The 12,656-nt window shown below is 70.5% G+C and carries 11 protein-coding genes; 1 reads left to right on the top strand and 10 read right to left on the bottom strand.

All coding sequences use genetic code 11. The features are described from left to right. Positions 1-29: 29 nt before the first annotated feature. From SL103_RS08915 to SL103_RS35835, 3 genes are all read right to left on the bottom strand, one after another. The gene (locus tag SL103_RS08915; protein WP_069568194.1) at positions 30-971 is read right to left on the bottom strand and encodes an RluA family pseudouridine synthase; all 942 of its coding nucleotides are present in this window, start codon (positions 969-971) and stop codon (positions 30-32) included. A gap of 67 nt (positions 972-1,038) precedes the next feature. Next, positions 1,039-1,641 (bottom strand): signal peptidase II, encoded by a 603-nt coding sequence (gene lspA / locus SL103_RS08910; RefSeq protein ID WP_069568193.1) that lies wholly within the window; start codon positions 1,639-1,641, stop codon positions 1,039-1,041. Between the two features lie 128 nt (positions 1,642-1,769). Further along, complete coding sequence (locus SL103_RS35835) at positions 1,770-2,507, bottom strand: TraR/DksA family transcriptional regulator (RefSeq protein ID WP_079145647.1); 738 nt, start codon at positions 2,505-2,507, stop codon at positions 1,770-1,772. Positions 2,508-3,207: 700 nt separating this feature from the next. Here SL103_RS35835 and ileS point away from each other — a divergent pair. Continuing rightward, the gene (gene ileS / locus SL103_RS08895; protein ID WP_069568190.1) at positions 3,208-6,351 is read left to right on the top strand and encodes an isoleucine--tRNA ligase; all 3,144 of its coding nucleotides are present in this window, start codon (positions 3,208-3,210) and stop codon (positions 6,349-6,351) included. Positions 6,352-6,524: 173 nt separating this feature from the next. Here ileS and SL103_RS08890 read toward each other — a convergent pair whose 3' ends face one another. The 7 genes from SL103_RS08890 to SL103_RS08860 form a co-directional block, all read right to left on the bottom strand. Then, positions 6,525-7,637: a DivIVA domain-containing protein gene (locus tag SL103_RS08890; protein WP_069568189.1), complete on the bottom strand. Its 1,113-nt coding sequence runs from the start codon at positions 7,635-7,637 to the stop codon at positions 6,525-6,527. Positions 7,638-7,686: 49 nt separating this feature from the next. Then, the gene (locus SL103_RS08885; protein WP_069568188.1) at positions 7,687-7,980 is read right to left on the bottom strand and encodes a YggT family protein; all 294 of its coding nucleotides are present in this window, start codon (positions 7,978-7,980) and stop codon (positions 7,687-7,689) included. A gap of 72 nt (positions 7,981-8,052) precedes the next feature. Beyond that, the gene (locus tag SL103_RS08880) at positions 8,053-8,673 is read right to left on the bottom strand and encodes a cell division protein SepF (RefSeq protein ID WP_069568187.1); all 621 of its coding nucleotides are present in this window, start codon (positions 8,671-8,673) and stop codon (positions 8,053-8,055) included. A 123-nt stretch (positions 8,674-8,796) separates the two neighbouring features. Beyond that, positions 8,797-9,531, bottom strand: coding sequence for a YggS family pyridoxal phosphate-dependent enzyme (locus SL103_RS08875; protein ID WP_069568186.1), 735 nt, complete (start codon positions 9,529-9,531; stop codon positions 8,797-8,799). Further along, entirely contained in the window at positions 9,528-10,292 is a 765-nt protein-coding gene (pgeF, locus tag SL103_RS08870) for a peptidoglycan editing factor PgeF (RefSeq protein WP_069568185.1), read from the bottom strand. Before pgeF ends, SL103_RS08875 begins: the two co-directional genes overlap by 4 nt. 13 nt (positions 10,293-10,305) lie before the next feature. Beyond that, a complete protein-coding gene (gene ftsZ / locus SL103_RS08865) occupies positions 10,306-11,538 on the bottom strand; it encodes a cell division protein FtsZ (RefSeq protein ID WP_069568184.1) in 1,233 nt (410 codons plus the stop codon). Positions 11,539-11,821: 283 nt separating this feature from the next. Continuing rightward, complete coding sequence (locus SL103_RS08860) at positions 11,822-12,637, bottom strand: cell division protein FtsQ/DivIB (protein WP_069568183.1); 816 nt, start codon at positions 12,635-12,637, stop codon at positions 11,822-11,824. Between the last annotated feature and the right edge of the window lie 19 nt (positions 12,638-12,656).

The raw sequence follows: 12,656 nt of genomic DNA, 5'->3' as shown, positions 1-12,656 counted from the left end.
CCGTGACCGCTCCCGCGCGATGCGCCGCGTCAGTTGCTGTCGTCCCGCACGGTGTCCAGGGCCTGCTGCAGATCGTCCGGGTAGGCGCTCTCGAACTCGACCCAGCGGCCGTCGGAGGGGTGCTCGAAGCCCAGCCGGACCGCGTGCAGCCACTGCCGGCCGACGCCCAGCCGCTTGGCGAGGGTGGGGTCCGCGCCGTAGGTCAGGTCACCGACGCAGGGGTGGCGGTGGGCGGCCATGTGCACCCGGATCTGGTGGGTGCGCCCGGTCTCCAGCTTGATGTCGAGCAGGCTGGCCGCGCGGAATGCCTCGATCAGGTCGTAGTGCGTGACCGACGCCTTGCCCTCGGCGGTGACCGCCCACTTGTAGTCGTGCTGCGGATGCCGGCCGATGGGCGCGTCGATGGTGCCGCTCATCGGGTCCGGGTGGCCCTGCACCAGGGCGTGGTAGCGCTTGTCCGGGACGCGCTCCTTGAACTGCCGCTTCAGGGACGTGTACGCCCGCTCGGACTTGGCGACGACCATCAGGCCGGAGGTGCCGACGTCCAGGCGGTGCACGATGCCCTGGCGCTCGGCGGCGCCGGAGGTGGAGATGCGGTAGCCGGCCGCGGCCAGCCCGCCGATGACGGTCGTGCCCGTCCAGCCGGGGCTGGGGTGCGCGGCGACGCCGACCGGCTTGACGATCACGACGATGTCGTCGTCGTCATGGACGATCTCCATGCCCTCGACGGGCTCGGCGACGATCTCCACGGGCGGCGCGGCCTGCGGCATCTCGACTTCCAGCCAGGCACCGCCGTGCACCCGCTCGGACTTCATCACCTCGGACCCGTCGACCCGGACCTTTCCGGCGGCGGCCAGCTCGGCCGCCTTCGTACGGGAGAAGCCGAACATCCGGGCCAGCGCGGCGTCGACGCGCTCGCCCTCCAGGCCGTCCGGTACGGGCAGGGTGCGGATCTCGGGAATGGTGCTCACCCCACGAGTATGGCAGTTACGCCGTGGTGCCCTGCCCGGCGGTCGGGGGCCGGCGCCCGACGCCCCGTCAGTCCTTGTGGACCGTGCCGTCGGGGTCGAGCCCGCGGAAGGAGAGGATCACGATCAGGATGCCGCCGCAGACGATCGCGGAGTCGGCGAGGTTGAAGACCGCGAAGTGCGCGGGGGCGATGAAGTCGACCACCCCGCCCTCGAAGACCCCCGGCGAGCGGAAGATCCGGTCGGTGAGGTTGCCGAAGGCGCCGCCGAGCAGCAGGCCGAGGGCGAGCGCCCAGGGCAGGCTGTAGAGCTTGCGGGCGATCCGGGCGATCACCGCGATCACGGCCGCCGCGATGATCGTCAGGAAGATCGTCAGCGCCTCGCCGATGCCGAACGCGGCCCCGCGGTTGCGGATCACGCTGAACTGCAGCAGCGTCCCGATGACCTCGATGGGCTCGTGGTGCTCCAGCTTCTCGACGACGAGGAGCTTGCTGCCCAGGTCGAGGAGGTAGACCAGGACCGCGACCACCAGCAGCGCGGCGATCCGCCGCTTGCCGCGGGCGGCGCCCTGCTCCGGCTCCGCCGGCCCTCCCCCTTCGGCCCCCGCTACGGGGTCCGTCCCGGAGCCCGGCTCGGGTTCCGGCGTACCGGTGATGCGCTCCGCCTCTGCCACGTGTGAGTCCCTCAGCCCGTCGTGTCCACGGCCAGGCCGTGCCTGGCTGAACCACGAGAGTACGGCACACACGTACGGCGGCGGGCGGTACGGGTGCCGCCCGCGACGGCCTGTTCCGCGGACCGGCCTCAGCGGCGCTCCTGCTGCTGCTTGCACTCCACACACAGCGTCGCCCGGGGGAATGCCTGCATCCGCGCCTTGCCGATCGGTTTGCCGCAGTTCTCGCACAGCCCGTAGGTGCCCGCGTCCAGCCGGCTGAGGGCCCGTTCGGTCTGGTGGAGCATCTCGCGGGCGTTGGAGGCGAGCGCCAGCTCGTGCTCGCGGGTGATGTTCTTGGTGCCGGTGTCGGCCTCGTCGTCACCGGCGCCGTCACCGGAGTCCCGCATCAGGCCCGCGATGGCGTCCTCGGCCGTGGTGATCTCCAGCCGCAGCCGCACCGTCTCCTCCATCAGGGCGGTGCGTGCCTCGTCGACCTCGGCGGACGTCCAGGGGTCCTCGCCGGGCCGGACCGCCAGCTCCTCCGGTGCCGCGGCCGTCCGGGCGGTCGGCACCGCGTCCTCGCCGTGCGCCCCGGCCGTCGCGGCCGCCGTCTTCTTCGCCACCGTGTGGGCTCCCGTCTTCCTCGCGGGCACCGCGGCCTTCTTGGCCGGAGCCTTCTTCGCGGTCTTCTTCGCCGCTGCCCTGCCGGCCGTGGTCTTCGCGGCCGCGGCCTTCCCGGTCGTGGTCGTGCCGGCCGCCGTCTTCTTGGCGGCGGCCTTCTTCGGAGCGGCCTTCTTCGGTGCGTCGTGCCTCGGCGCAGGCTGCTTCGCGACGGCCTCGTCGGCAGGCGTCGTCCTCTTCTCCGCGGCGGTCTTTTTCGCCACCATGGCCGCGACCCCTTCACATATGTGACTTTGTTCGCGAATCGTGTCGGGAACGATAAATCGCCGCAGAGCACGCGGCAACGGGACGCACCGCCTCATCAGGTCCTGCCACCCGGCCCGGAGGTCCGGTCTGCCTCGGTTGTGCCCCGCTGTCCGCCCGGTAATCCGCCCGGCGGGCGGGCACCCGGCCGCTGGCCATTCGGGTCATCCCGGCGGCGCGGCGGTCCCGGGACGGCACCCGCCCGCCTACCGCGGCCCCCGCGGCGCCGAAAATTCGGTCGGCCGCCGTCGGCGCGGCCCCGTACACTGTGGGGGCACCCCCTGCTCTGGGGACACCTCCCGACCGAAGGCCGGGGAGGAGCCGAGAGCTCGGGGGAGCAGCGAAAGGCATTGATGGGACGAGTAGCGCCGTACGCAGCCAGCAGCGACCCGGGGACGGTGGAAGCCCGGGGGTGTGCGCGGCGTGAAGATCACCCCGGAGCCGCCGGAAGAAAGTTCTGGACGCTGGGCTTCTGCCCACGGGCTCGGACAGTGGGCTGCCGCCCGCGGAAGCCGGGCCACCCAGGGCGACTAGAACCGGCAGCGCGACCCCAATGAGGGGGCGGTGCGGCACGCACCGCCAAGGAGGGTGGTACCGCGGGAGCCGAGGCTCTCGTCCCTCCGGACGGAGAACGCAGCAGGTGTCCGCCGGAGGAAGCCCCCGATGACCGATCAGCCCCGGTACCGCCAGGTACCCGCCCAGGTAGACCTCCCCGCCCTCGAGCACGCGGTGCTCGATTTCTGGCAGGAACAGAAGGTCTTCGCCCGTACCCTCCAGCAGTCCGAGGGCCGGCCCGAATGGGTCTTCTACGAAGGCCCCCCGACCGCGAACGGCATGCCCGGCGCCCACCACATCGAGGCGCGCGTCTTCAAGGACGTCTTCCCCCGGTTCCGCACGATGCAGGGCTACCACGTCGACCGCAAGGCCGGCTGGGACTGCCACGGCCTCCCGGTCGAGCTGGCCGTGGAGAAGGAGCTGGGCTTCAGCGGCAAGAAGGACATCGAGGCGTACGGCATCGCCGAGTTCAACGCCAAGTGCCGCGAGTCGGTGACCCGGCACACGGACGCCTTCGCCGAGCTCACGACCCGTATGGGCTACTGGACCGACCTCGACAATCCGTACCGCACCATGGACCCCGACTACATCGAGTCGGTGTGGTGGTCGCTGAAGGAGATCTTCAAGAAGGGCCTGCTGACCCAGGACCACCGCGTCGCCCCCTGGTGCCCGCGCTGCGGCACCGGCCTGTCGGACCACGAGCTGGCGCAGGGCTACGAGACCGTCGTCGACCCCTCGGTCTACGTCCGCCTCCCGCTGACCTCCGGCCCGCTGGCCGGCGAGGCCGCGCTGCTGATCTGGACGACGACCCCCTGGACCCTGGTCTCCAACACGGCCGCCGCCGCGCACCCGGACGTCACGTACGTGGTCGCCACCGACGGCACCGAGAAGCTGGTCGTCGCCGAGCCGCTGCTGGAGAAGGCCCTCGGCGAGGGCTGGCAGGCCACCGGCCAGTCCTTCACCGGCCGCGAGATGGAGCGCTGGTCCTACCAGCGCCCGTTCTCCCTCGTCGAGCTGGAGGGCGCCAACTTCGTCGTCAACGCCGAGTACGTCACCACCGACGACGGTACGGGCCTGGTCCACCAGGCGCCCGCCTTCGGTGAGGACGACCTCAAGACCTGCAAGGCGTACGGCCTCCCGGTCGTCAATCCGGTCCGCCCCGACGGCACCTTCGAGGAGCAGCTCCCGCTCGTCGGCGGCCAGTTCTTCAAGAAGGCCGACGAGGCCCTGGTGGCCGACCTCGACGCCCGCGGCCTGCTGTTCCGGCACATCGCCTACGAGCACAGCTACCCGCACTGCTGGCGCTGCCACACCGCGCTGCTGTACTACGCCCAGCCGTCCTGGTACATCCGCACGACCGCGGTCAAGGACGCCCTGCTCCGCGAGAACGAGAACACCAACTGGTACCCGGAGTCGGTCAAGCACGGCCGCTTCGGCGACTGGCTGAACAACAACATCGACTGGGCGCTGTCCCGCAACCGCTACTGGGGCACCCCGCTGCCCATCTGGCGCTGCGAGGACGACCACCTCACCTGCGTCGGCTCGCTCGCCGAGCTGTCCGAGCTGACCGGCACCGACCAGTCCGCGCTGGACCCGCACCGCCCGTTCATCGACGAGATCACCTTCGGCTGCCCGCAGGAGGGCTGCGCCCACACCGCCGTGCGCGTCCCGGAGGTCATCGACGCCTGGTACGACTCCGGCTCGATGCCGTTCGCGCAGTGGGGCTACCCGTACCGCAACAAGGAGCTGTTCGAGAAGCGCTACCCGGCGCAGTTCATCTCGGAGGCCATCGACCAGACCCGCGGCTGGTTCTACACGCTGATGGCCGTCGGCACCCTGGTCTTCGACAAGTCGTCGTACGAGAACGTGGTCTGCCTGGGCCACATCCTCGCCGAGGACGGCCGGAAGATGTCCAAGCACCTGGGCAACACCCTCCAGCCGATCCCGCTCATGGACCAGCACGGCGCGGACGCGGTCCGCTGGTTCATGGCGGCCGGCGGCTCGCCGTGGGCCGCCCGCCGGGTGGGCCACGGCACCATCCAGGAGGTCGTCCGCAAGACCCTGCTGACGTACTGGAACACCGTCGCCTTCCAGGCGCTGTACGCCCGTACGTCCGACTGGGCCCCGTCCGCGTCCGACCCGGCCCCGGCCGACCGCCCGCTGCTGGACCGCTGGCTGCTCGGTGAGCTGAACACCCTGGTCGCGGAGGTCACCGAGTCCCTGGAGGGCTTCGACACCCAGCGCGCCGGCAAGCTGCTGTCGGCCTTCGTCGACGACCTCTCCAACTGGTACGTCCGCCGCTCCCGCCGCCGCTTCTGGCAGGGCGACCCGGCCGCGCTGCGCACCCTGCACGAGGTCATCGAGACGGTCACCCGCCTGATGGCGCCGCTCACCCCGTTCATCACCGAGCGGGTCTGGCAGGACCTGGTCGTCCCGGTCACCCCGGACGCCCCGGACTCCGTCCACCTGTCCACCTGGCCGGTCGCCGACCAGGCGCTCATCGACCCGGCGCTGTCGGCCCAGATGCTGCTGGTGCGGCGCCTGGTCGAGCTGGGCCGCGCCACCCGCGCCGAGTCCGGTGTGAAGACCCGCCAGCCGCTGTCCCGCGCGCTGGTCGGGGCCCACGGTTTCGCGGACCTGTCCGAGGACCTGCGCGCCCAGATCGCCGAGGAGCTCAACGTCAGCTCGCTGGCCTCGCTCTCGGACGTGGGCGGCTCGCTCGTCGACACCACCGCGAAGGCGAACTTCCGTGCCCTCGGCAAGCGGTTCGGCAAGGGCGTCCAGGCGGTCGCGAAGGCCGTCGCCGCCGCGGACGCCGCGGCCCTCTCGCTCGCGCTGCGCAACGGCACGGCGAGCGTCGAGGTCGACGGCGAGACCGTCACGCTGGCCCCGGACGAGGTGATCATCACCGAGACCCCGCGCGAGGGCTGGTCGGTGGCCTCCGACGCCGGCGCCACGGTCGCCCTGGACCTGGAGATCACCCCGGAGCTGCGCCGGGCGGGCCTGGCCCGGGACGCCATCCGGCTGATCCAGGAGGCCCGGAAGAACAGCGGCCTGGACGTCGCCGACCGGATCGCGCTGCGCTGGCAGTCCACGGACGAAGAGGTCCGTACGGCACTGGCCGACCACACCGACCTGATCTCCGACGAGGTGCTCGCCACGGACTTCGCCACCGGCGAGGCCGACGAGAGCTACGGCCCCGCCTTCACGGACGAGACACTGGCACTGACGTTCCGCCTCCGTAAGGCGTAATCCCCCCGTTCGCACACGTGCCCCGGCGCCACCCGCGCCGGGGCACTTCTCTTTGCCCGGCGCCGTCCCCGCCCGCTCCGCCCGCCCGCGCTCCGGGCAACGCAAAGGGCCGGGCCCCGAGGGAATCCCTCGGGGCCCGGCCCTGATTGCCGACGGTACGCGCTAGGCGGACCTCAGTTGTCGTCCTCGTCGATCAGGAAGCCACGCATCGGCGACGGCGTCTGCTGCATCGGCGACGGACCCTGCGGCCGCACCGGAGCCATCGGCTGCGTCATCGCCGGCGACATCTGCTGCTGACCGCCGTACGACGGGCCGTTGCTGGACGGACCGGCCATGGAGTGGTTGCCGCTCATCGACTGGCCGCCACCCATGGTGTGGTTACCGCCCATGGTGCCGGCACCGGCCGACGCCATCGACGGGGACGGCGGCAGCGAAGCGGCCGCCGGGGTCCGCGGCGGGGCCAGCGAGTCGTCCGCCTGGTTCTCCAGCTGACGCAGCTGGCTCTCCAGGTAGGACTTCAGCCGCGTGCGGTACTCGCGCTCGAAGCCGCGCAGGTCCTCGACCTTGCGCTCCAGCGTCGCGCGGGCCGACTCCAGCGAGCCCATCGCCACGCGGTGCTTCTCCTGCGCGTCCCGCTCCAGCGCGTCGGCCTTGGCGCGGGCGTCCCGCTCCAGACCCTCGGCACGGCTGCGGGCCTCGCCGACGATCTTGTTGGCCTCGGAACGGGCCTCCGCGATCGCCTGGTCAGCGGTCTGCTGCGCCAGCGACAGCACGCGCGCGGCGCTGTCGCCACCGGGGCCGCCCTGCTGGCCGCCCTGCTGCAGCTGCTGGGGTCCGCCGGGGCCGCCCATCGGGCCACCCATCGGACCGCCGGGGCCCATCGGACCGGGGCCGTGCGGGCCCTGCGGACCGGGACCGTGGCCACCGGGACCTGGGGGCAGCTGCGGTGCACCACCGGGCAGTTGGGGCGGGCCACCCATCCCCTGCTGCTGCGGCGGGACCGGCTGCGGACCGGATATGGCGGCGGGCACGGGAGCCCCGGGACGCTGCTGCTGCTCCTGCTGCTGGTCCGGTCCCTTGCGCAGGCCCTGCTGCTGCTGGTTCTGCGCCGCGGCGCGGGTGGCAGCGGCCAGCTTGGCGCGCAGGTCCTCGTTCTCCCGCAGGAGCCGGGTCAGTTCGGCTTCGACCTCATCGAGGAAGGCATCGACCTCGTCCTCGTCATAGCCTTCTCGGAGGCGGACGGTCGTGAACTGCTTGTTCCGCACGTCCTCGGGGGTCAACGGCATCTCTACTTCACCTCAACGTAGTCGTCGGCAATCGGCAAGACCGTATCGTTCACACCAACAACACCGTCCTCACGACGGTGATCAGGATGTACACGATGATCATCAATACGAAGAAGGACAGGTCGAGCGCCACGCCCCCGAGACGCAGCGGCGGAATGACCCGCCGCAGAAGCTTGAGTGGCGGATCAGTGACAGTGTAGGCGGCCTCCAGAACGACCACCATCGCCTTGCCGGGTTGCCATGAACGGGCGAATTGGAACACATAGTCCATCACCAGGCGGAAGATCAACACGATCAGGAAGCAGTACAGCGCGATGTAGATCACCTGACCAAACACACTCATCTCGCGCGGTCCCTCTCCCCTTGCCTTGCTTCTGTGTTGGCCTCACGGCCCCGGTACGCCCGGTGTTGCGTCTCAGCTCTGGTTGAAGAACCCGCCCTCTGCGATACGGGCCTTGTCCTCCGCCGTGACATCGACGTTAGCAGGCGACAACAGGAACACCTTCTGCGTCACCCGCTCGATGCTGCCGTGAAGACCAAACACCAAACCGGCCGCAAAGTCGACAAGTCGCTTCGCATCGGTGTCATCCATCTCTGTGAGATTCATGATCACCGGAGTGCCCTCACGGAAGTGTTCCCCGATGGTACGGGCTTCGTTGTACGTCCGCGGGTGAAGTGTGGTGATGCGGTAGGGCTCCCGCTCGGACACAACCTTGGGCATGATCACCGGTGCGTTCTTCTCCAGATTCGGACGGTCGGGTGTGATGGATGCCACGGGGGCAATTCGCGCGGGTCGTCCGCTTTCCGCGGTGAGCGGGGCCGGTTCACGTTGCGCCGGAGGCGTCACGGCACGGACGGGTTCGTCCCGTTCCGGGCGTGTTTCGGGCTGCACTTGATGCTGCTGCCGCCGCCCGCGATCGGGTTCCGGGTCAAGCTCGGGCTCGAACTCGTCGTCGGGGTCGAACCCCCTGCCGTCGTACCCATCGTCCTCCACGAGGCCGAGGTAGACCGCCATCTTGCGCATCGCGCCGGCCATTCTCTGCGTCCTCCGCTCTGTGGTGGATCGGCTCCGTCACCAGGGGCCTTGGATCCACGCAGCCTTCCCGCTTTCTGCGGAAATGACCATATTTTGTGCTGTGGTCCGACTTGCTTGGCGACGTTACCCGAGCCGTGGTCGGACTCCGAGTACCGCAGTGCCGACGCGCACATGTGTCGCCCCGGCCGCCACGGCCTCCTCAAGGTCCGCGCTCATGCCCGCGGACACCATGGTGGCAGCAGGATGGGTGGCGCGCAGGTCGGTTGAGATTTCCATGAGCCGTTCGAATGCGGCCAGTTGGCGGCCGGCATACGGCCCGGCCAGGGGCGCGACGGTCATCACCCCGTCCAGGCGCAACCCTTGGGCCTCCGCGATCGCGTCCGCGAGTGCCGGCACCCCCTGCGGGGCCACCCCGCCGCGCTCACCGGTGACCCGGGCGGCGTCCCCCGACTCGGCGTCAAGTGCCACCTGGATCAGGCAACCCAGCTCGCGCTCCGCACGTACCGCTTCCTTGGAGAGGGCGGTGACGAGCCTGGACCGGTCGACCGACTGAACAATCCCGGCATAACCGGCCACAGACCGCACCTTGTTGGTCTGCAGTTGTCCAACGAAGTGCCAAGTAAGGGGCAAATCAGCGCATTCGGCGGCCTTCGGTGCCGCGTCCTGATCGCGGTTCTCCGCGACCTGCCGCACACCCAGTTCCGCGAGCAACCGCACATCGCTCGCGGGATAGGTCTTGGTGACCACGATCAGGGTCACCTCGTCGCGCGGCCGCCCGGCCTTGGCGCAGGCGGCGGAGATACGATTTTCCACCCGCTCCAGATTGGCGGCCAGTTCCGCTCTCCGGTCGTCCGTCACAGCTCGGCCTCCCCCGGCCCGCGGCCGGGGATCTCCCCGAGCCACACATAGCTCGCGAGCCGCCCGGTCGTGCGGTCGCGCCGATAAGAGAAGTGGTCCGCGGACTCCCGCGTACAGATGTGGGAATCCTCACGCACCGCGACGCCCGCGGCGGCGAGTTGGGCCCGCACCCCCGCGGTGACGTCCACCGCCGGGGTGCCCCACCCGGTCGTCGCGTGCGCCTCGGGCACCACCGCGGCGACATCGGAGCGCATCGCCTCGGGCACCTCGTAGCACCGGCCGCAGATCGCGGGTCCGGTACGCGCGAGGATCCGGGCCGGCTCCGCGCCCAGTTCGACCATCGCCTCGACGACCGCCGGCACCACGCCGGCGACCAGGCCGGGCCGTCCGGCGTGCGCGGCCCCCGCGATCCCGGCGGCCGGATCGGCCAGCAGGACCGGGGTGCAGTCGGCGGTGAGTACGGCGAGCGCGAGGCCCCGGCGCGCCGTCACCACCGCGTCCACGCACGGGACGTCGGCATCGCGCCAGGGTCCTTCGACCACCGCGACGTCCCTGCCGTGGACCTGGTTCATCCAGACCACCGCGGCCGAGTCGAGGCCGAGTTCGGCCGCCGCCAGCGCGCGGTTGGTACGGACGGCCTCCGGGTCGTCGCCGACCGCGCCGCCCAGGTTGAGCTGATCATACGGAGCGGCGCTCACCCCGCCCCACCTGTCGGTGAAGGCGAAGTGCGCGCCGCTCTCGTGGTGCTGTTGCCCTATCACTTCGGTGCTTCGGTCACTTCAGGAAGTCGGGAACGTCCAGTTCCTCGGCCGCGGAGTCGGAGTACGACGGACGGGCCGGGGGAACCTGCGGGGTGTTCGACGGCGCCGGCACCTCACCCAGCGAGGAGGAGGGCTCGGCGGTCACCGGCTCCTCGTCGCGTGCGGGCACCGAGCCGAGGCCGCCGAAGGACGAGGACGTCCGGGGCTCCGGCGGAGCGGCCGGACGGCTCGGGGCCGGGGCCGGCTCCTCGCGCTTCGGGGCCGACAGCGCCGACTGCGCGTCGCGGCGGGCCGGCGGCTGACCGCCGTCGAAGCCCGCGGCGATGACCGTGACCCGGACCTCGTCGCCCAGCGCGTCGTCGATGACCGCACCGAAGATGATGTTGGCTTCCGGGTGCGCCGCCTCGCTGACCAGCTGCGCCGCCTCGTTGATCTCGAAGAGACCGAGGTCGGAGCCGCCGGAGATGGACAGCAGCACCCCGCGGGCGCCGTCGATGGACGCCTCCAGGAGCGGCGAGGAGATCGCCATCTCCGCGGCGGCCACCGCGCGGTCGTCGCCGCGCGCCGAGCCGATGCCCATCAGGGCCGAGCCGGCCTCCGACATCACGGACTTGACGTCGGCGAAGTCGAGGTTGATCAGACCCGGGGTGGTGATCAGGTCGGTGATGCCCTGGACACCCGACAGCAGTACCTGGTCCGCGGACTTGAACGCGTCGAGCACGCTCACCTGGCGGTCCGAGATGGACAGCAGTCGGTCGTTGGGGATCACGATGAGGGTGTCGACCTCTTCGCGTAGCTGCGCGATGCCGTCCTCGGCCTGGTTGGCGCGACGGCGGCCCTCGAAGGTGAACGGCCGGGTGACCACACCGATCGTCAGGGCGCCCAGCGAGCGCGCGATGTTGGCGACGACGGGTGCGCCGCCGGTGCCGGTGCCGCCGCCCTCGCCCGCGGTCACGAAGACCATGTCGGCCCCCTTGAGGACCTCCTCGATCTCCTCACGGTGATCCTCGGCCGCCTTGCGACCCACATCCGGGTTGGCGCCGGCGCCGAGGCCGCGGGTCATTTCGCGGCCTACGTCGAGCTTGACGTCGGCGTCGCTCATCAGCAGCGCCTGCGCATCGGTGTTGATCGCGATGAACTCGACGCCCTTGAGCCCGACCTCGATCATCCGGTTGATGGCGTTCACGCCACCGCCGCCGATGCCGACGACCTTGATGACTGCGAGGTAGTTCTGCGGTGCTGCCACGTCGAAGGCCTCTCGCCTCGAGTTACGTGTCGTCGCCGCACTGTGCGTGTGGACGCCGACTGATGCCGATGGGACGGTTCGTATCGCCGACCCGAACCCTAACGTTGAAGTTTAGGGTTACCTGTGCCTGTGTTCCTTGGTTCCATAGTCCCTTTGGAACGAGACACTAAGTCGACAAGGCGCGCCCGTTCAACGAACACGCCGAACCTCCCGTTTTTCTTTTCACCCTATGTGATCACCCATAGTCGTAGCCATCCAGGGTGCTGGCCTGCGGCTACGGAGGTCAACTCCCCGATACCGCAGGGGCGCTGGGGACGCTGATGTCAAAGTGGCGCGCGTCACGTGCCGCTTTCAGCAGCGCGGCCAGCACCTTCGCCTTTTCGGCGCCCTGTTCGCTGCTGCCCCACGCGACCGTGCGTCCACCGGCCAGTTCGAGGGTGACCGAGTCATAAGACCGTACGCGCACCTTGCGGACGTCCTTGCGTACGGCCGGGGGCAGATCCTGTGCGACCTGGACCGCCGCGCGCCGCAAACGGTCGACTCCGAACCGTTCCGGACTCGGGGCGTGCGAAACGGCCATTTCCAGAAGCGGAACACCCTTGGGGGCGGCCGTGACGGTGGCGAACCGGACGCCCTCGGCGTCCACTTCGACGAACTTTCCGCCCGCTCGCATCACGAGTTCCGGCGTCCTTTCGGTCACTTTCAGACCGATGGTGTGCGGCCAGGACCGCTCGACGTCGACGCTCTTGATGCGCGGGAGCCGGGCGCGCAGACGGTGGGCCAGCGCGTCCGTATCCACCGAAATGAGCGGTGCGTTCATCGGGGCGTCGGCCGCGTCCACGACCTCACGCGGGGTCAGAACGCCGGTGCCGGTTGCCTTGACGCGTTCGAGCCGCAGCCAGTCCGAGGCGTAGAACGCCCAGGCGCCGAACGCGCCGAGCAGTACCGCGCACACCGTGATGATGATCAGACCGCGGCGGCCCGGCGCGCGGAGCGGAGTGCGCGCCCAGCGGAATCTCCGCCCGCGCTCCTCCGGGGCGGAGGGCGGGCCGGACGGTGACTTCTTCTCGCCGCGCCTGGCGGTCGTCGGTCCGGCCACGCTCCCTGCCTTCTGTCGG

Source organism: Streptomyces lydicus (assembly GCF_001729485.1).
In the GTDB taxonomy this organism is placed as follows: domain Bacteria; phylum Actinomycetota; class Actinomycetes; order Streptomycetales; family Streptomycetaceae; genus Streptomyces; species Streptomyces lydicus_D.
The sequence above is the reverse complement of the archived record's forward strand: the minus strand, read 5'-3'. Positions and strand labels throughout refer to the sequence as shown.